This is a genomic window from Pseudomonas sp. GW821-FHT11D10, from assembly GCF_058808435.1.
This window is the reverse complement of sequence record NZ_JBXARR010000004.1, coordinates 125099-143300: the sequence shown is the minus strand read 5'-3', so window position 1 is coordinate 143300 and position 18202 is coordinate 125099. Positions and strand designations below refer to the sequence as shown.

Sequence of the window (18202 nt, the reverse complement as noted above, 5' to 3'; positions counted from 1 at the left end):
AGGGAGAAACCCCATGAGTACGCAAGCGCAGATTCAAAGCCTGATCGACACCTACCGCGAGGCGGTGATGACCAAGGACGTGGAAAAAGTCATGGCCCTGTACGCCGACGACATCGTGTCTTTCGATGCGATCAAGGCCCTGCAATTCAAGGGCAAACCGGCCTACCGCGCGCACTGGGTGGATTGCATGGAAATGTGCCCCGGCCCGCACATCTTCGAATTCCATGAAATCGCCATCGAGACCGCCGACAACATCGCCTTCGCCCACTGGGTCGCCAACTGCGGCGGGACCAATGAAAAGGGCGAAACCCAGAGTTGCTGGATGCGCGTCACCGCCTGCTATCGGCAGGTCGGCGGGGCGTGGAAGATCGCCCACGAACACTGGTCGGCACCGTTCGACCCGATGAGCGGCGCGACCCTGTTCGATGTGAAACCCTGATCTTCAGCCATAGTTGATCCGTCCGATTCAGGAGAACGCCATGAAGTATTTATGCCTGGTCTACAGCGATGAGCGCCTGCTGCATTCGTCGCCCGACAGCCCTGAAGATGCCGAGTGCTGGGCCTACGCCGAGTCGATCCAGGGCAGCGGCCGGATGGTCGCCGCCGAAGCGCTGGAGTCGGTGCAGACCGCCACCACGGTGCGCATGCGCAACGGCAAGCTGTCGATCACCGACGGCCCGTTCGCCGAGACCAAGGAGCAGTTGGCCGGTTTCTACCTGATCGACGCGCGGGACCTCAACGAAGCGATCCAGGTCGCCGGCAACATTCCCGCGGCCCGGGTCGGCAGCGTCGAAGTGCGTCCCGTGCGCCATTTGAATGTCTGAGGTCCGGGCGCGGGTCGAGCAGGTCTATCGCGAAGACTCGCGGCGGATCCTCGCGACCCTGATCCGCCTGCTCGGCGATTTCGACCTCGCCGAAGAAGCCTTGCACGAGGCGTTCTTCGTCGCGGTCGAGCGCTGGCAGCGCGACGGCGTACCGGACAATCCGCGAACCTGGCTGGTGTCCACCGGGCGCTTCAAGGCGATCGACGTGTTGCGCCGCCGCGCGCGGTTCAAGGCCTCGCAGCCGTTATTGCTGGCGCAACTGGAAGAACTGGAACAGTCCGAATGGGACGCCGAAGACGTGGAAGACGATCGCCTGCGCCTGATCTTCACCTGCTGCCACCCGGCACTGGCGGCGGACGCGCAAGTGCCGCTGACCCTGCGCGAAGTCTGCGACCTCACCACCGAAGAAATCGCCCGGGCGTTCCTGTCGGCCCCGGCGGCGATTGCCCAACGCATCGTGCGCGCCAAGGCGAAGATCCGCGATGCGAAAATCCCTTATCAAGTCCCGAGCCTGAGCGAATTGCCCGAACGCCTCGATAGCGTGTTGCGGGTGATTTATCTGGTGTTCAACGAAGGTTATTCGGCGTCCGGCGGCGCCCAGGTGACCCGCGAAGACCTGACTCGTGAGGCGATCCGCCTTGGGCGGTTGTTGCTGGAGTTGTTGCCGGATCCAGAGGTCATGGGGTTACTGGCGTTGATGTTGTTGCATGAGTCGCGGCGGTCGGCGCGGTCCACGGCTGATGGAGAGCTGATTCTGCTGGATGATCAGGATCGCGGATTGTGGAATGCCGAGCTGATCGCCGAAGGTTGCGACCTGGTGGAAAAAGCGCTGACCACGGGACGTTTCGGGCCGTACTGCCTGCAAGCGGCGATTGCGGCGGTGCACGCCGAAGCGCCGACAGCGGGGGAGACGGACTGGGCGCAGATCGTCGGGCTGTATGACGTTTTGTTGCGGGCGGTGCCGTCGCCGGTGATCGAGTTGAACCGGGCGGTGGCGGTGGCCAAGCGTGATGGGGCGCTGGCGGGGTTGACCCTGGTTGAAGGGATTCTGGACCGTGGGGATTTGCAGGATTACCACCTGGCGCATTCGGCGCGGGCGGAGTTTTGTCGGCAGTTGGGGCGGGTGGAGGATGCTAGGGCGGCTTATTCGCGGGCGCTGGAGTTGACGCGGCAGGAGCCGGAGCGGCGGTTTATTGAAGGGCGGCTTATGGCTTTAGATCGCTTGCCCTCACCCTAGCCCTCTCCCAGAGGGAGAGGGGACCGATCCGGGAATATTGGAGAGATACGCCGACCTGAACGATCTCCGTGAATCCATAATCGACCAGATCTTTCAGGTCGGCGTATCTCGTGAGACACCTTGGCGCCGACGTGAATACTCGCTGTGAATCCATAATCGACTCGGTTTTTCAGGTTGATGTAAGACGCAAGACACCTCGGTCGGCTCCCTCTCCCTCCGGGAGAGGGCTGGGGTGAGGGCGCTTTTGATTTTGCCTTTCGCCTTCAGGCCTGCTGACGCGTAGCAGCCATCACAATCTCGCGAATACAAACCCCCTGCGGCTGCCCATACGCATAAGCAATCGCCGTCGCCACATCCTCGGCACTCAGCACCGTCCCACCCATGTCCTGCTTCCAGGCCTGATACCCGGTCTTGATCGCCTCATCCGTGGTGTGGCTCAGCAACTCGGTCTCCACCGCACCCGGCGCAATCGTGGTCACCCGCACGTTATGCGGCGACAACTCTTCACGCAGGTTCTCCGACAACCCATGCACCGCAAACTTGGTGCCGACATACGCAACATGGTTCGGGAACGTCTTGCGCCCGGCCACCGAGCTGACGTTGATGATGGTGCCGTGCTTGCGCTCGATCATCCCGGCGACCACCGCGTGCACGCCGTTGAGCAAGCCTTTCACGTTGACGTCGAGCATCTGGTCCCACTGCGCCGGATCCTGTTTGCTCATCTCGCCCAGCAGCATCACCCCGGCGTTGTTGATCAGCGCATCGGCCGGACCGAACTGCGCTTCCGCCTCGGCAACGGCGGCCAGCAAGGCGGCGCGGTCGGTGATGTCGACGCGGCGGCTGAGGGTGTTCGGCAGGGCCAGTGCTTCAAGGCGTTCGATGCGCCGGGCCAGCAACAGCAGCGGATGGCCGGCAGCGCTCAAGCGGCGGGCGGTGGCTTCGCCGATGCCCGAGCTGGCGCCGGTGATGATGATCAATGGCTTGCTCATGGTTGAACTCCTGAGATTAGAAAAACAAATAACCAGATTCTGGACGCAGTATATTTAGCCCGCTGGAGGCTGAAAAATGCCTTATTCCTCTGTCTGCTATCGGAATCTCCTATGGATATCCGCCATCTCAAAGCCTTCCTCGCGGTGTTCGAAGAGCGCAACATCACCGCTGCCGCGCAACGGCTGTTCATCAGTCAGCCCACGTTGTCGGTGACCATCAAACAGCTGGAAGAAGAACTCGGCGCGACGTTGTTCGTGCGTCAGCCCCGTGGTGTGGAAGTCAGCGACGAAGCGCGTCTTCTGTACCCGCAGGCGCGCCGGATGGTGGCCGAATCCGAGGCGCTGAGCCGGATGTTTCGCGGTCGCGAAAACCGTGCGCCGCTGACCCTCGGCATCGAGGGCGACATCGCCGCCAGCCATATCGAAGCCTTTGTGCGCATGGCCCATCAGGCGTTGCCCAATCTGCTGCTGACCCTGGAAGAGGGCTGCCATGGCGATGGTCGATTGGCGGTCGAGGAAATGTGCTGCGAAGACGAACTGTTCCTGCCGCTGTGGGAAGAGTCCTATGTGATGGCGCTGCCTCTCGATCATCCGATGGCCAACGCGCAAGCCGGCTGGGCACCGATCGAGGACTGGATCACCTGCCCGCAACATCCTTCGCATCAGCGGTTGATGGCGCTGTACGGACGCTCGCCGGAAGCGGTGGCGGGGCACGCCGGTTCATTGCAACAGGCGTTGCACATGGTGGCGGCGGGTGTTGGTGTGGCGATGTTGCCGCAGTCGCTGGTGAGCAGGCATGAGCGCATCGTCGTGCGCGCGCTGCATCTGCCGGCGCCGACCCGGCGGGTGGGATTGTGCTATGCGGCGCAGGCGCTGGAGTTGCCGGCGATGCGCGGGTTGCACGAATATTTCCAGGTGAATCGCCCGGCAGCCATCGAGGCAGCCTGAGCTATTCCAGCATCTTGCTCAGCAACCAGCTCCCCGCCGGCCCCGGCGGATACAGCCGCGACCACAGCGCATCGACGAACACCGGTTTCGGCCAGCCGCGCACCTTCAGTTCCACCAACAAATCATTGCCGAAACGCTCCACCAGCCAGCGTGGCAGCGGGGCCCAGCCGAAGCCTTTTTCGGCCATTTCCAGCAACATCAGATAACTCGGTGCCGACCACACCCGACCTTTCCCGCGACTGTCATAGGGATTGACGATGGTGGCCAGGCGCAGTTCGCGATGCTGTTCAAGGACTGTTTGATCGATGGAATCCTGCGTCGCCAGCGGATGCCCACGACCCACAAACAAGGCGATTTCAGTGCGCTCGGCGACGGTAGCGGTCGCCAGGTCCGGCGGGTAGTTGTCCTGCATTTCGGCGAATGCCAGATGCGCCCGACCACGCTGCACCAGTTCAATCAGGTCGTCGCATTCGGCGATCAGGCATTCCAGCTGCAGATCCGGATAGCGCTGCTCGAACCCCACCAGTGCCGCCTCGAATCGGTCGGACTGATAAGTGTCGGAAATCGCCACCGTGAGTTTCGGCTCGACGCCCTGGGCCAATTGCCGGGCAGTCATTTCCAGTCGGCTGGTGGCCGACAGAATCGCCTCGGCCCGTTGCAGCATCACGTGCCCGGCCGGGGTCAGCGTCGGCTTGCGGCTGCTGCGGTCGAACAGGATCAAATCCAGATCGATCTCAAGACTGGCCACCGCCGCACTCACCGTCGACTGACTGCGCCCGAGTTTGCGCGCTGCCGCTGAAAACGAGCCTTGAGTCGCCGCCTGGACAAACGCCAGCAACACTTCCTGAGACGCCATGAACTATCGCCTTGATCGATGGTTATTGGTTATGAAGTATCGGTGCGGTACTGGATCATGGCAACCATCTTCACAGAGGACTTCGGCCATGACTGCCAACAAATCCATCACTGAACGTATCTTCCAGGCCATCGGTTTCGAACTGCTGGCGATCCTGATCTGTACCCCGCTGCTGGCGTGGATCATGGGCAAACCGCTGGTCGAAATGGGCGCCGTCACTATCGCCATCGCGATGCTGGCCCTGGGCTGGAACGTGGTGTTCAACGGCTTCTTCGACCGCATGCTCAAGCGCTGGAACATCGCTCACAACGCCTGGGTGCGAGTGGCGCACGCGCTGTTGTTCGAGGGCGGCTTGATCGTGATGGGCGTGCCGCTGATTGCCTGGTGGCTGTCGGTCAGCCTGTGGCAGGCGTTCCTGCTCGACATCGGCGTGCTGCTGTTCTTCCTGCCGTACACCTACGTTTATCACTGGGGTTATGACGTGGTGCGCGAGCGGCTGGTGATGCGCAGCGTTTGCCAGAGCTGAAAACAAAAAAATCGCCGCCTGTGAGGGCTGCGATTTTTTTTGTCCGGGATTTTTGCAGGGTTCAGAGAAACATCCCGCCCGACGCTTCAATCCGCTGACCATTGATCCACTGCGCCCCCGGCGACAGCAGCAGCGCCAGCGCACCGCCAATGTCATCCGGCTGCCCGGCACGGCCCAGCGCGGTGTTGCTGGCGACCATCGCGTTCAACGCCGAATTGTCGCGCACCGCGCCGCCGCCGAAGTCGGTTTCGATGGCGCCCGGTGCCAGGATATTCACCGCAATCTGCCGCGCGCCCAGCTCCTTGGCCTGATAGCGGGTCAGCACTTCCATCGCACCTTTCATCGCCGCGTAGGCGGCATAACCCGGCAGGGTGAAGCGGGATAGACCGCTGGAGATGTTGATGATCCGCCCGCCATCGTTGATCAGTGGCAGCAATTGCTGAGTCAGGAAGAACGGCCCTTTCAGCTGCACGTTCATCAGCAGGTCGAACTGCTCCGGCGTGGTGTCGGCGAAGGAGGCATGCACACCAATGCCGGCGTTGTTGATCAGGAAATCGAAGCGCGGCCGATCAAGCTGTTGCAGCGCTTGCTCGACCCGCACAGCGAACTCGGCAAAGCCTTCGCTGCGGCCGACATCCAGTTGCAGCATCACGGCTTGGGCGCCGAGGGTTTCCAGTTCCTGCACCAGCGCCTGGGCTTCATCGGCGCGGCTGTTGTAGGTGCCGATGATGTCCACGCCTTGCGCGGCGAGGTGCAGGGCGGCGTTCTTGCCGAGGCCACGGCTGGCACCGGTGATCAATGCGATTTTGCGGTTCATGGGTCTTCCTCGAAGGCAGTGACGGTTGATGGAGCTCAGTTTATTTATCCGCCGTGAGGTGATAAACAGACTGAAACCGGAATCACTGGTCGGATTGTCCGAACAATCAATGGGTGGCCCATGAACAAACTGGAACTGCTGCGCACCTTCGTCCGGGTCAGCGAGTTGTCGAGTTTCACAATGGCGGGGGAGAGTCTCGGGCTGCCGCGCTCGACGGTGTCCGAACAGGTGCAGGCGCTGGAAAGCCTGCTTGGCACGCGTCTGTTGCAACGCACCACGCGCAAGGTCCAGGCGACTCAGGACGGCCTTGCGCTGTACGAGCGAAGCAAGGATCTGCTGTCGCACATGGACGAAATCGAGAACCTGTTCCGTCAGGACGAAGCGTCGCTGACCGGGCGGATCCGGGTCGATATGCCGAACATTCTGTCGCGGCGGCTGATCATGCCGAAGCTGCCGGAATTCATGGCACGCCATCCGAATCTGGAGCTGGAAATCAGCAGCACCGATCGCCGGGTCGACCTGCTCGCCGAAGGTTTCGATTGCGTGGTGCGCATCGGCGCGCAGCCCGATCAGTCGGTGGTGGCGCGGCACCTGGGGGATTTCAGCATGATCAACTGCGCCAGCCCCGCGTATCTCGAGCGCTACGGCGTGCCGCAAACGCTTGAGGATCTGGCGCAGCATCGGCTGGTGCACTACGTCGGTGTGCTGGGTTCGCGTTCCGAAGGATTTGTTTACGAGCAGGACGGGCAGGTTCATCGCGTGCCGATGGCCGGCAGCGTGACGGTCAACAGCACCGATGCTTACGAGTCGGCGTGCCTGGGTGGATTCGGTCTGATTCAGGTGCCGCGTACCGGCATGAACACCTACCTGGATACCGGAGAGGTGGTGACGGTGTTGCCGCAACACACCGCGCCGGCGATGGGCATTTCACTGCTGTACGCGAGGCAGCGACATTTGCCGTTGCGGGTGCGGGTATTCATGGACTGGTTGGGGGATTTGATTCGTTCGACGCTCTGATTTCTGCCGCAAATCCCCGTGGGAGCAACGGCTCTCACAGGGATTCGGCTGGATCAGAAAATCTGGGTAAACAGCCAATACAGGCTGCCCGACAGCAGAATCGCCGCCGGCAAGGTCAGCACCCACGCCATCAGCAGATTGCGGATGGTCTTCATCTGCAGGCCACCACCGTTGGCGACCATGGTCCCGGCCACGCCCGAGGACAACACGTGAGTAGTCGACACCGGCAGGCCGAACATGTCGGCGGCGCCAATGGTCAGCATCGCTACCGTTTCCGCCGAGGCGCCCTGGGCGTAGGTCAGGTGGGTCTTGCCGATCTTCTCGCCAACCGTGACCACGATCCGCTTCCAGCCGACCATGGTGCCCAGCCCCAACGCAATCGCCACGGCGATCTTCACCCACAACGGAATAAACCGCGTGGCGTTATCGATCTGTTGTTTGAACAGTTGCAGCTTGCCGGTGGTGTCGGCGTCGAAGGTGCCGACCTTATTCTTGTCCATCAGGCGAATGGTTTCGCTGGCCAGGTACATGTCGTTACGCACGTTGCCCATGGCCTCGGCCGGGACTTTCGCCAGCGAGCCGTAGCCCTTCACTTCTTCACCGATGTGCCCGGTCAGGGAGGCGAGGGCCGGAATCAGTTGCGGCGTGGCTTCCTTGCTGCGCACGTAGTCGGAGAGCACGGCGCGTGGGTCGGCCGGTGCCGGCAGTGGCGCACTTTTCACCAGCGCTTGCTGGGTCACTTGGGCGACGGCGGCGAATTGCAGCGACTGTTCTTCCGGCATGGTGCGGTTCAGCGCATAAGCCATCGGCAGGGTGCCGACCAGAATCAGCATGATCAGGCCCATGCCTTTCTGGCCGTCGTTGGAGCCGTGGGCGAAGGACACGCCGGTGCAGGTCAAAATCAGCAGACCGCGAATCCACCACGGCGGCGGGGTGTTGCCTTCCGGCGCCTTGTACAGCGAACGGTTCTTCACGAACGCGCGCAGCGCCAGCAGCAACAGCGCCGCACAACCGAAGCCCACCAGCGGCGACAGCAGCAATGCGTAACCGATCTTGGTCGCCTGGGCCCAGTCCACACCGCTGGTGCCGTCGCGGCCGTGCATCAGGGCATTCGCTACGCCGACGCCGATGATCGAACCGATCAGCGTATGCGACGACGAGGCCGGCAGGCCCAGCCACCAGGTGCCGAGGTTCCACAGGATCGCCGCGATCAGCAGGGCGAAGATCATCGCGAAACCGGCGGACGAGCCGACCTGCAGAATCAGTTCCACCGGCAACAACGCGATGATGCCGAACGCCACCGCACCGCTCGACAGCAGTACGCCGAGGAAGTTGAAGAACCCCGACCAGACCACCGCGAAATGCGGCGGCAGCGAATGGGTGTAAATCACCGTGGCGACGGCGTTGGCGGTGTCGTGGAAACCGTTGACGAACTCGAAGCCCAGCGCAATCAACAGCGCCACGCCGAGCAGCAGAAACGGCGTCCAGGTGGTGACCACCGTGCCGAGTTCGTGCATGTCGTGCATCAGGCTGTAGGCGGTGAACAGCAGCCCCATCGCCAGCACCGCGAAAAACACTACGTAGGTGAACGGGCCGGTTTTCTTGTCGAGGGCCGGCCTGCCACTGGCAGCGGGGGCCGGGCTGGCGGTCAGGGAGGGAGTAGCCATGGGAGGACAATCCTGAGCGGGGGAAGGAGTGTCGCCCATGATCGTTGCTAAATATTACAGAGAGGCTGCGACAGATCAGTGTTTGGCGGATTAGCCGCGCCGCCGGTCTTAATAATCCCGCCGCTTGCGAAACGCCCAGCGCCCGGCAATCACGGTGAACGTCGCCACCAGCGCCACCAGAATCCAGAAACCCTCTGGATCGGTGGCCAGCGGCACGCCGCCGACGTTCATGCCGAAGAAACCGGCAATGATGTTGATCGGCAGCGCCAGCACCGTCACCACGGTCAGGGTGAACAGCGTACGGTTGCTCTGTTCGTTGAGGTTGGCGGCGATCTCTTCCTGCAACAGCTTGATCCGCTCGCCGAGGGCGGTGAGGTCGTTGATGATCAGCGCGAACTCCTCGGTGGATTTGCGCAGCTCCTTCACGTCTTCCTTCTGCAACCACGGCGGCGGGCGGTTGAGCAGACGCAGCAGCGAACCCGGCTCCAGCGCCAGCAGCCGTTGCAGGCGCACCAGCACTCGTCGGTTGGCGCCGAGTTCGGCGCGGTTGGTCGACAGTCGTGAGGAGAGCAATTCGTCCTCGACCTGATCGACGCTCATGCTGGTCTTGCGCACGATCTGTGTCAGCACTTCGCCCTGATCGCGCAGCAGGTGCACCAGCAGTTCCAGCGGCGAACGAAAACACTCGCCGGACTTCACCGACGACCGCAGCTTGTCCACCGAGTGCAGCGGTTGCAGGCGTGCGCTGACGATCAGTTTGCTGCGCACGCAGACCCACAGCGTCGACACGTCCGACGACACCATGCTGCTGAGGTTGAACACTACGTCGTTGACCACCGCCAGCAACGCCGAATCGACATGCTCGATGCGGGTCGAGCGCGAACCTTCGTGCAACGCTTCGAAAAACTCTTCGGGCAATTGCAGATGGCTTTTCATCCAGCGCTCGCACGCGGCGTGGGCCAGGTTCAGGTGCAGCCAGAGAAATTCATCGCCCTCGCTGTCGTCCTGCAGGCAGCGCAGGGCGGTCGCCGAATCCACCTCGCGCCCGCGTTCGCCGGGGCGAAAACGAAAGCCGTAAAGCAGGCCGAACAGGTCAGGATCACGATGACTGATATCGAGGCTGTGGTTCATGAAGGCTCGCTGCGAGGAGGCGTCTGTCGCGGGATTTGCAGATTCACCTGAGCCGCATCATCGCAATGTCACATGACGGTTGTGTGACAGCAAAATGACGTCAAATCAACGCGTTACCGACGGTCGGATTTTTCTCAAGAAGGCCTCTGGCACGCCGATCACGCATGAGTTAGGTTGCGCGCCTTCGGCCAAGAGCCAAGGTCCGCCGACACGGATGTCCGGCCAAAAAATCACGTCTTACCGGACGTGCCTCATCCCTGTCCCGAGTACCTGCGATGCTGCAAAAATCCCTGAGAGCGCAAATTCTCGCCCTGCTGAGCGGCAGCCTGCTGGCGATGCTGTTGATCGCGCTGGCCTGCTTTCACTTCCTGTCCAACGGCGTGCAGAGTTACAGCCAGTTGATCGCCGGCCCCTTGCACACCTCGCAACTGATCGACGAAGCCAACCTGCAATTCAAGGTGCAGGTCCAGGAGTGGAAAAACGTTCTGCTGCGCGGCAAGCAACCGGCGGATCTGGCCAAGTACTGGGGCCAGTTCGAAGACCGTCAGCGCGATGTGCAGGGCATCCTCGGTGAGCTGGCCAATCAGAAGGGCCTCGAGCCTGCGCTGAAAACCCGCATCGAACGTCTGCGCGAAGAACATCGTCTGCTGGGCGCTGCGTACCAGAAGGGCCGCGATGCCTACGTGGCCGCCGGTGCCGATCCGACTGCGGGCGACGCTGCCGTCAAAGGCGTCGACCGAGCTGCCAGCGATCAGATGAGCGAGCTGGTCGCCGAGCTGCGCAAGCAGGGCACCGAGCAATCGGCGCAGATCAGCGCCAGTGCTGACCGCACCGTGTGGTTGGGGCTGCTGGTGATGCTCGCGTCCGGTCTGTTGATCGGTTTGCTCAGCCTGTGGCTGGTCAACCGCAACCTGGTCGAGCCGATCCGCAAACTCATCGACTACGTCACCCAGTTGAGCAAGGGCCGTCTGGTCGAGCGCGTGGCCAGTGACCGTCAGGACGAGCTGGGTAACCTGGCCGCCGCGGCCAACACCCTGCGCGATTTCCTCGCCGAAACCTTCAATCATCTGCAACGCAGCGCCAAGGATCTCGACAGCGCCAGCGGCGAGTTGAACGCTATCGCCACGCTGATGGCCGGCGGCACCAACGAGCAGTTCAACCGCACCGATCAGGTGGCCACGGCGATGAACGAAATGTCCGCCACTGCCCAGGAAGTCGCCCGCCACGCGGCCGATGCGGCGCGTGCTGCCGACGATGCCGACCAGTCCGCGCAACAGGGCGAGAAGGTCATGCAGAGCACCATCCACAGCATCACCCAGATGCGCGGCGAAATCGCCAACACCGCCACGGTCATCCGTCGTCTGGAAGCCGACAGCGGTCGCATCGGCAAGGTGCTGGAAGTGATTCGCGGGATCGCCGAGCAGACCAATCTGCTGGCACTCAACGCCGCCATCGAAGCGGCCCGTGCCGGTGAAGCGGGGCGTGGTTTTGCGGTGGTTGCCGATGAAGTGCGCAACCTCGCGCAGCGTACGGCGGAGTCGATCATCGAGATCAACCAGATCATCCACAGCGTGCAGACCGGCGCGGTGGATGCAGCCCAGGCCATCGACAGCGGCCAGACCCGCAGCGATGAAAGCGTCGAGCAAGTGACCCAGGCCGGGGCCATGCTCGAGCGCATCACCCACGCGGTGGAAGCGATTCGCGACATGAACCGCCAGATCGCTACGGCAGCTGAAGAGCAGACTTCGGTGGCCGAAGACATCTCGCGCAACCTGACCGAGATCACCTCGATCGCCAGCACCAACCTCGACAACGTGCAGCGCACCGAAAGCGCCAGCCAGAACCTGCACGGCCTGTCCGGCCAACTGAACGACGTCACCGCTCGCCTGAGCGTCTGACCGGTCAGTGACTGTGTACCGGTTCGGTTACCGAGTCGGTACACAGTCGATCTCAATTCGTGCAGACCGCCGCCGATGCCCGGTTATCTATAACCGGCATTGGAGATTTCCCATGGTCAGCATCACGTCTGTTTCGATCAATCAGACCGTCAGCACTCCCACCAGCAAAACCTCGATTGCCGACACCGGTGATGACACCTCGACCACCGCGGCGGCCAGCACCGGCGTGAAAGCCGACACCAGCAAAGTCGCAGCGGGCGGTGGGGCGGCGCCGGCGGAGGACAGCAGTTCCAGCAGCGATGAATCGGATACGGTGAAAGAACTGCGCAAGCAGATTGCCGAGTTGCAGAAGCAATTGCAGGAAGAGCAGCAGGCGTTGCAAGCGGCTCAGGCGAAGCAGGAAAGTCAGGATGCCAAGGCTGCGGATGTTGCGGCGGCGCAGTCGCAGATTGCTACGACATCGGCTTCATTGCAGACGGCGACGGCGGCGTTGTTGGCGGCGTTGCAGGATTCGGATTCGAGTACGTCCGGCTCGCTGGTCAGTACTTCCGCATAAATTTCGGACACAAAAAAGCCGCACGATCCAATAATCGTGCGGCTTTGTTTTATCAGCCAATCAAGTGTCTTGCTTGTTGGTCAGCACCTTGCCGGTCGTTGCGTCGAAGTCCACATCGAACTCTTTGCCATCGGCAGTACGCAATTCAACTTCATACTCATAACCATTGAAGTGGTTATCCAGATCCGTGTCGGTAATGGTCGCACCCGGATGCAGTTTCAGCGCTTGTTCGTTCATCGACTCCAGCGACTTGATCTTGCCTTCCTTGACCAGTTGCGGGATCTGGTCAACGCGAACGTCAGCCTGGGCCAGGCCGGCGGTGAGGGTCAGGGCGGCAGCGGTAAACAGGGCAGTCAGGGTTTTCATCGGTTATTCCTTTGGGTGATTCGTTTAAGTGAGTTCAGGTTAATCGCCGCAACTTAACTCACCCTTAAAAACACCCGACCGGTTTGCGTCGTTTGTTCAATTGCGGTTCTGCGCAAACTTTCATGCTCAGCCTTCGATAAATGGAGGTGGACATGAAACGCATCTTTTCGTGGCTGTACGCGCCGTTGTTCTGGGTTGGATTTATTGGCGGCGCAATAGGGCTGGCGGGGTATTCCCTGCTGTGGTTGTTGCCGCTTTTTGTTTTAGCGCTGGCGGTGTCGTTCGCGGGCGAATGGCTGTTGCCGTATGAAGTGAACTGGAACCGTCCCGCCGGTGACCGTCGGCGCGACATCCTGCATGCGCTGGTCAACGAAGCGCTGAATGCCATCGGCCTGCTGGCATTGCCGGGGCTGGTGGCGCTGCTGGCAATTGACGGTGCGTGGCCGTCGAGCTGGCCGCTGTGGCTGCAAGTGGCGCTGGCGATTTTCATCGCCGATGCGGGCGTGAGCCTGATGCATTACGCCAGCCATCGCGTGCCGTGGATGTGGCGGCTGCACGCGATTCATCACAGTGTGGAGCGACTCTACGGGTTCAACGGTTTGATGAAGCATCCACTGCATCAACTGCTGGAGGCGACGGCGGGGCTGTTGCCGTTGCTGGTGTTGGACATTCCGTCCGAGGTTGCGGTGTTGCTGGCGTTCGCCATTGCGATCCAGCTGTTGTTGCAGCATTCGAATGTCGACATGCGTATTGGCCCGCTGCGCTGGGTCTTCGCCTGGGCGCCGCTGCACCGGTTTCATCACATGAAGTACGGGCGCGCCGGTGACGTTAATTTCGGGCTGTTCTTTACCCTGTGGGACTGGCTGTTGGGGACCGGTTTTTATACCGAGGATTACCGGATCGGCGAGGGTGATCTGGGTATCGGTAGTCGTCCGGATTTTCCCCGTGACTACGTGGCGCAGTTGCTCGATCCATTCGAACCGGCAGCGCTGGGCAAGGAACCGAAAGTGCCGGATGGCTTGAGACGTTGAGTCAGTCCAGCAAACGCAATTTGATGTGCTGCAACGCCTGACGCGCCGTCACGCCGAAGAGTTTTTTCAGGCTGCGGGAGAAGTGCGCCGAATCGGCAAAACCGGCGGCGTGGGCAGCATCGGTCACCGGGCTGCCCGCCAGAATCGCCGCCATCGCCAGCCGTAATCGCCGCCACAGCACCAGCCGTCGCACCGGCAAACCGACCTGGCTGACGAACAACCGCTGCAACTGGCTCAGCGACACATGGGCGGAATCGGCCACGGCGCTGGCGGCGACTTTGCTCGACAGCGAGGCATCGACATTGGCGAGGGCCCGTTCGATTCGCGGGTCATTCAGAGGGCGACGCGGGCATTGGCTGATGGCGAGATCCAGCGCCGGCAGCGACCACTCGCTATCGAACAGCGCATCGCGCAATGTCTCGGCATCAAACCGCAACGGTTCGGCGTACACGGTGAACACAGGATCCGGCGCTTCGACAATCGCATGCCGAGTCTGCGAGGCAATCAGCAGGCGGGAAGTGGTGACGGTGTTGTCCTCGACCAGCACCGTCACCGGGCGGTCAGGGGCAAGAATCAGTTGGTGCGCATAGTGAGAGTGGGGCGCGGTGCGCCCCGACATCCCGTGGATCAGGCCATGGTCGTGCCCCAGCCAGAGGCGGCCTGTCCACGGGGTGTCCGGTTGCATCAGAAGCCGTTGTTCTTCAACACCTGATCCACACTGGCGGCGGCCGGGCGTTTGTAGAATTTCAGCAGTTCGCTGGCGCGGTTGGTGAAGATGCCGTCGACACCAGAGGCCATGACTTTTTCGAAGTCCACCGGCTCATCCACGGTGTAGACGTGGACCAGCAGACCCTTGTCGTGGGTGTACTTGTTCATCCATGGCTGCACCAGATCCGAATAGCTCTGATCGCCGCCGTGGGTCAGCTTCGCCGAAGGGCCGGTGCCAATTGCACCCTGGGCCTTGGCGTAGTCGATCCACTGCTTGAACTCGGCTTCGGATTTCGGCTCCTGCTTGCCGTAGAACGCGTTCTTGTCCTTCTCGCCGGATTCGGCAAAGGACACTTTGGATTTCGGCTCGATGCTGCCTTCGCCCACCCACAGCAACAGGATCTTCGGCACCTGCGGCATTTCCTTTTGCAGCATTTCAAGGCTGCTCTTCTCGAACGTCTGCAGGATCACCTTGCCGTTGCTCTCGCCGACGCTGGCGACGTTTTTAGCCGGTTTGGCGCCGGCCGGGATCAGCCAGCCGCGGGCCTGGAGTTTTTCCTTCAGGTCATGCTCGATGCCCGGGAACAGCTTCGGCTCCTTGGTTTCGATGTACAGGCCCGGCTTGTGCTTCGGATTGGCTTGGGCGATGTCGATGATTTCGTCGAGGGTCAGAATCTTCAGGCCGACGTAGGACGGGCGTGCGCGGTCCGGATACTTGGCGTTGTACCAGCTGCCGGCGTCGAGGGTTTTCAGTTCGGCCATGGTGAAGGCATTGGCGGGGCTGTCCTTGCGCTCCGGGAACTTGGTGGCAACGTCGGTGGTGCGCTGCAGGTTGTCGTCGTGCAGGGCGAACAGCACGCCGTCCTTGCTGCGCTGCAAGTCCATTTCCAGGTAATCGGCGCCCAGGTCGCGCGCCAGTTTGTAGGACGCGGCGGTGGATTCCGGGGCATCGAAGGACGCGCCACGGTGGGCGATCACCGCCGGGTGCGGAATGCCCTCGGAGGCAGCGAGCGCAACAGGGCTTGGCTGGGCGGCAGCGTGGGCCTGGCCGAGGCCGAGCATCAGGCTCAGCAGCAGAGCGCTTTTGGTGAACGTGGCGGGCATGTCGAGGTCCTTTCGCAGGTATTTTCGAAGATGTACCTTTTAGCAACTCAAACGAAAACGTGCTATCGCGAGACCGACATAAACGTACTGAAAGCGAAAATTTCCGCACTTTTGTGCGTTTGTTTGCAGTACGCTTGGCCACGGCAACCGCCCCGGCAGAGGGTGTGCCTCAATGCCCTGCGTGTAAACCTTCGATCACTCTTGTGAGGTTTACCATGCGCATCACATCGCAACTCATCTGCCAGGCCGCCGACGACCTAAAGGGCTTCGTCGGCCTCAACCGCAAGACCGGCCAGTACATCGTGCGCTTCAGTGAGGACTCGTTCGGCATGGACGTGGCCGATGACGGCATCATCCCGTGCAGCGAATTCGTCTGGGCGCCGACCACCGAACAGACCATGACTCTCAAGCGCGAACTGATCCATTTGCTGCTGGACCAGAATATCGATGACCGGATCAACATCACCGAGCCGTTGCGCGTTTATATGAATAAACGCGAAGTGCCGGAGATTGAGGCGGTGCGTAGTCTGGTGAAGGGCTGATCATCCGAATCGATAATCGCGCTCCACCTTGCACACCCGCGTTTGAAAACCCGAGTACCAGGTCGAACGTCCTCGTTCACGAATCGCCTGGTGCTCGGGATGATGTTTCCACGCCAGGATCGCCGCTTCACTTTGCCAATACGAAATCGTGATTCCGAGCCCGTCCGCGCCGCGAGCCGACTCGACACCGAGAAAACCCGGTTGCTCGCGCGCCAGTTCGAGCATGCGTTCGGCGGCTTCAGCGTAGCCCTGATCGCCATCGGTGCGGTTTGAAGTGAAGATCACTGCGTAGTAGGGCGCTTTCGGTGTTTCGGCGATCATGCCCGCGCCTCCTCACAGGCTTCAACAAATGCCCGCACCAGTGGTGGCAATTGCCCCTTGAGCGCTGCACGTTCCGGCTGGAACAATGTGGCGACAAAGAACACATGGTTTTGCAGTTCGATGGCGCGCAGATCGCCTGCCGAATCGTGACCCACGGCGTGTAGTTCATGGGTCAGCAGCTCCCGTTCGAATTGCGGATTCACACCGTAGCGGCAGCGATAGCCTTCGCGAATCTCCGACGTTTCGTACGCCTTGGCGATCAACGAACCGGGCACCAGATGGATGCTGTCCACCGCTTCCACCAATGAACACGTCAGCGGCGTGAGCAAGGCGCGATTGGAGTCGGGCGAGGTTTCGCCATGCTCGGCGTCGGCCCAGCCCAGCACGTTGCGGGAAAACTCCAGCACCGCATGCTGAAAACCGCCACAGGTGCCGAGGAAAGGGCGCTGCTGCTCGCGGGCAAAGCGGATGGCTCGCAGGGCACCGTCTTCGCTTTTGTAGGGGCTGGCCGGTACACACCAGAAGCCGTCGAATGGTTCAAGCGGCGTCTCGGGCAGGATTCGGTCGGTGGCCAACCATTCGAATTCGACCGGACGGCGAAGGTGTTCCGCCGTCATTCCGAGGGCGACCGGGATGGACTGGTGGGCGGTGACTTGCGGATCGAAATCACCGATCAGGGCGATGCGCAGGGCTCTGGATTCCATGAGTACTCGCTGTGCTTGTTGAGGGATGAAGCTCACTATAGATTGGCGTTCACGCACTCTAAATTGGCGTTTGCCCAAGTGATCAATGCAGCCACGCAATACCAACTGGATTTCCCGGATCTGGCCCTGATCCTCGCTTTAGTACGCGGCGGCTCTCTGGCCCGGGCCGCGCAGCTATTGAAGGTCGATGTGTCGACGGTGTTTCGCGCCGTGCGCCGACTGGAAGCTGCGCTCGGTCAGCAACTGTTCGAAAAAAGCCGCGCCGGTTATCTGCCCACCAGCCTCGCGCAGACCCTGTCCGAGCAAGCCGAACGTGCTGAACAAGCTCTGGAAGCGGCGCGAATCGGTGTGGAGCAGGGTGGGGAAGTGGTCAGCGGCACGGTGCGCCTGACCTGCACCGACTCGGTGCTGCAAGGTCTGCTGCTGCCGGCGCTGGCGCAGTTCATGCCGAACTATCCGGCGCTGACCATCGAACTGAGCACCTCCAACGATTTCGCCAACCTCAGCCGCCGCGATGCCGATATCGCCCTGCGCCTGACGCGTACACCGCCGGAGCATCTGGTCGGACGGGAGCTGGCGAAGATTTCCTACCGGGTCTGCGCCAGTCAGCGTTATCTACAAAATGTTGAAGCGGCCGATCTGGCGGCGCTGACGTGGATCGCCCCGGACGACTTTCTGCCTGATCACCCGACCGTCGCCTGGCGCCGCCAGCAGTTGCCGGGTGTGACGCCGAGCTATCGCTGCAACAGCATGCTGTCTGTCACGGAGTTGGTCCGCGCCGGACTGGGCGTGGCGGCGTTACCGGACTTTCTCATCAATGAAGGGCTGCAGGCCCTGAGCGAACCCTTGCACGGCTACGACACCGCGTTGTGGCTGCTGACCCGCCCGGACTGCCGTGCGTTGCGCTCGGTGGTCACGCTGTTCGATGAACTGGGACGGGCGCTGCGTCTGGCGTGAGTG

At 61.7% G+C, this 18202-nt stretch carries 21 protein-coding genes and 1 pseudogene; 12 read left to right on the top strand and 10 right to left on the bottom strand.

Features of this window, described 5'->3' with window-relative positions:
• Nucleotides 1–13 precede the first annotated feature (13 nt).
• From AC1RT4_RS14345 to AC1RT4_RS14335, 3 genes are read left to right on the top strand one after another with little or no spacing between them, the layout of a single operon-like run.
• The gene (locus AC1RT4_RS14345) at nucleotides 14–439 is read left to right on the top strand and encodes a YybH family protein (RefSeq protein WP_085606525.1); all 426 of its coding nucleotides are present in this window, start codon (nucleotides 14–16) and stop codon (nucleotides 437–439) included.
• Between the two features lie 40 nt (nucleotides 440–479).
• A complete protein-coding gene (locus AC1RT4_RS14340) occupies nucleotides 480–824 on the top strand; it encodes a YciI family protein (protein WP_493085848.1) in 345 nt (114 codons plus the stop codon).
• A complete protein-coding gene (locus tag AC1RT4_RS14335) occupies nucleotides 817–2061 on the top strand; it encodes an RNA polymerase sigma factor (RefSeq protein WP_493085846.1) in 1245 nt (414 codons plus the stop codon). The genes AC1RT4_RS14340 and AC1RT4_RS14335 overlap by 8 nt, the downstream gene beginning before the upstream one ends.
• A gap of 263 nt (nucleotides 2062–2324) precedes the next feature.
• On the opposite strand, the gene AC1RT4_RS14330 is transcribed toward AC1RT4_RS14335, so the two are convergent.
• Nucleotides 2325–3050 (bottom strand): SDR family oxidoreductase, encoded by a 726-nt coding sequence (locus tag AC1RT4_RS14330; protein WP_011335572.1) that lies wholly within the window; start codon nucleotides 3048–3050, stop codon nucleotides 2325–2327.
• A 111-nt stretch (nucleotides 3051–3161) separates the two neighbouring features.
• On the opposite strand from AC1RT4_RS14330, the gene AC1RT4_RS14325 reads away from it, so the two are divergent.
• A complete protein-coding gene (locus AC1RT4_RS14325; RefSeq protein WP_493085844.1) occupies nucleotides 3162–3998 on the top strand; it encodes a LysR family transcriptional regulator in 837 nt (278 codons plus the stop codon).
• A 1-nt stretch (nucleotide 3999) separates the two neighbouring features.
• On the opposite strand, the gene AC1RT4_RS14320 is transcribed toward AC1RT4_RS14325, so the two are convergent.
• The gene (locus tag AC1RT4_RS14320) at nucleotides 4000–4854 is read right to left on the bottom strand and encodes a LysR family transcriptional regulator (RefSeq protein ID WP_493085842.1); all 855 of its coding nucleotides are present in this window, start codon (nucleotides 4852–4854) and stop codon (nucleotides 4000–4002) included.
• 88 nt (nucleotides 4855–4942) lie between these two features.
• Between AC1RT4_RS14320 and AC1RT4_RS14315 the strand changes: the two genes are divergently transcribed.
• The gene (locus AC1RT4_RS14315) at nucleotides 4943–5380 is read left to right on the top strand and encodes a multidrug/biocide efflux PACE transporter (protein WP_011335569.1); all 438 of its coding nucleotides are present in this window, start codon (nucleotides 4943–4945) and stop codon (nucleotides 5378–5380) included.
• 61 nt (nucleotides 5381–5441) lie between these two features.
• On the opposite strand, the gene AC1RT4_RS14310 is transcribed toward AC1RT4_RS14315, so the two are convergent.
• Nucleotides 5442–6197: an SDR family NAD(P)-dependent oxidoreductase gene (locus AC1RT4_RS14310; protein WP_493085840.1), complete on the bottom strand. Its 756-nt coding sequence runs from the start codon at nucleotides 6195–6197 to the stop codon at nucleotides 5442–5444.
• A 120-nt stretch (nucleotides 6198–6317) separates the two neighbouring features.
• Between AC1RT4_RS14310 and AC1RT4_RS14305 the strand changes: the two genes are divergently transcribed.
• The gene (locus AC1RT4_RS14305; RefSeq protein ID WP_493085838.1) at nucleotides 6318–7214 is read left to right on the top strand and encodes a LysR family transcriptional regulator; all 897 of its coding nucleotides are present in this window, start codon (nucleotides 6318–6320) and stop codon (nucleotides 7212–7214) included.
• A gap of 53 nt (nucleotides 7215–7267) precedes the next feature.
• Here AC1RT4_RS14305 and AC1RT4_RS14300 read toward each other — a convergent pair whose 3' ends face one another.
• A complete protein-coding gene (locus AC1RT4_RS14300; RefSeq protein WP_258712217.1) occupies nucleotides 7268–8881 on the bottom strand; it encodes an inorganic phosphate transporter in 1614 nt (537 codons plus the stop codon).
• A 108-nt stretch (nucleotides 8882–8989) separates the two neighbouring features.
• Nucleotides 8990–10012, bottom strand: coding sequence for a transporter (locus tag AC1RT4_RS14295; protein WP_085606510.1), 1023 nt, complete (start codon nucleotides 10010–10012; stop codon nucleotides 8990–8992).
• Nucleotides 10013–10287: 275 nt separating this feature from the next.
• Here AC1RT4_RS14295 and AC1RT4_RS14290 point away from each other — a divergent pair.
• From AC1RT4_RS14290 to AC1RT4_RS14280, 3 genes and pseudogenes are all read left to right on the top strand, one after another.
• A pseudogene (locus tag AC1RT4_RS14290) lies at nucleotides 10288–10977 on the top strand (methyl-accepting chemotaxis protein); the annotation flags it as partial.
• A gap of 165 nt (nucleotides 10978–11142) precedes the next feature.
• Nucleotides 11143–11910, top strand: a complete 768-nt coding sequence (locus AC1RT4_RS14285) for a methyl-accepting chemotaxis protein (protein ID WP_371924007.1) — start codon at nucleotides 11143–11145, stop codon at nucleotides 11908–11910.
• Between the two features lie 112 nt (nucleotides 11911–12022).
• Nucleotides 12023–12466, top strand: a complete 444-nt coding sequence (locus AC1RT4_RS14280; protein ID WP_493085835.1) for a hypothetical protein — start codon at nucleotides 12023–12025, stop codon at nucleotides 12464–12466.
• Nucleotides 12467–12526: 60 nt separating this feature from the next.
• Here the strand turns inward: AC1RT4_RS14280 and AC1RT4_RS14275 are convergent, their stop codons facing one another.
• A complete protein-coding gene (locus AC1RT4_RS14275; protein WP_007951089.1) occupies nucleotides 12527–12832 on the bottom strand; it encodes a PepSY domain-containing protein in 306 nt (101 codons plus the stop codon).
• Nucleotides 12833–12984: 152 nt separating this feature from the next.
• On the opposite strand from AC1RT4_RS14275, the gene AC1RT4_RS14270 reads away from it, so the two are divergent.
• The gene (locus AC1RT4_RS14270) at nucleotides 12985–13863 is read left to right on the top strand and encodes a sterol desaturase family protein (RefSeq protein WP_493085833.1); all 879 of its coding nucleotides are present in this window, start codon (nucleotides 12985–12987) and stop codon (nucleotides 13861–13863) included.
• Between the two features lies 1 nt (nucleotide 13864).
• Here the strand turns inward: AC1RT4_RS14270 and AC1RT4_RS14265 are convergent, their stop codons facing one another.
• Together AC1RT4_RS14265 and AC1RT4_RS14260 are read right to left on the bottom strand one after the other, a co-directional pair.
• Nucleotides 13865–14548: a helix-turn-helix transcriptional regulator gene (locus AC1RT4_RS14265; RefSeq protein ID WP_493085832.1), complete on the bottom strand. Its 684-nt coding sequence runs from the start codon at nucleotides 14546–14548 to the stop codon at nucleotides 13865–13867.
• Nucleotides 14548–15675, bottom strand: coding sequence for a glycerophosphodiester phosphodiesterase (locus tag AC1RT4_RS14260; protein ID WP_493085830.1), 1128 nt, complete (start codon nucleotides 15673–15675; stop codon nucleotides 14548–14550). The genes AC1RT4_RS14265 and AC1RT4_RS14260 overlap by 1 nt, the downstream gene beginning before the upstream one ends.
• A gap of 215 nt (nucleotides 15676–15890) precedes the next feature.
• Between AC1RT4_RS14260 and AC1RT4_RS14255 the strand changes: the two genes are divergently transcribed.
• Nucleotides 15891–16217, top strand: a complete 327-nt coding sequence (locus AC1RT4_RS14255) for a DUF2025 family protein (protein ID WP_493085828.1) — start codon at nucleotides 15891–15893, stop codon at nucleotides 16215–16217.
• On the opposite strand, the gene AC1RT4_RS14250 is transcribed toward AC1RT4_RS14255, so the two are convergent.
• Together AC1RT4_RS14250 and AC1RT4_RS14245 are read right to left on the bottom strand one after the other, a co-directional pair.
• On the bottom strand, nucleotides 16218–16538 hold the full coding sequence (locus AC1RT4_RS14250) for an antibiotic biosynthesis monooxygenase family protein (protein ID WP_493085826.1): 321 nt from the start codon (nucleotides 16536–16538) through the stop codon (nucleotides 16218–16220). It lies immediately after the preceding gene.
• The gene (locus AC1RT4_RS14245; RefSeq protein WP_493085824.1) at nucleotides 16535–17242 is read right to left on the bottom strand and encodes a CTP synthase C-terminal region-related (seleno)protein; all 708 of its coding nucleotides are present in this window, start codon (nucleotides 17240–17242) and stop codon (nucleotides 16535–16537) included. Before AC1RT4_RS14245 ends, AC1RT4_RS14250 begins: the two co-directional genes overlap by 4 nt.
• A 15-nt stretch (nucleotides 17243–17257) precedes the next feature.
• On the opposite strand from AC1RT4_RS14245, the gene AC1RT4_RS14240 reads away from it, so the two are divergent.
• A complete protein-coding gene (locus AC1RT4_RS14240) occupies nucleotides 17258–18199 on the top strand; it encodes a LysR family transcriptional regulator (RefSeq protein ID WP_493085822.1) in 942 nt (313 codons plus the stop codon).
• The last annotated feature ends 3 nt before the right edge of the window (nucleotides 18200–18202 follow it).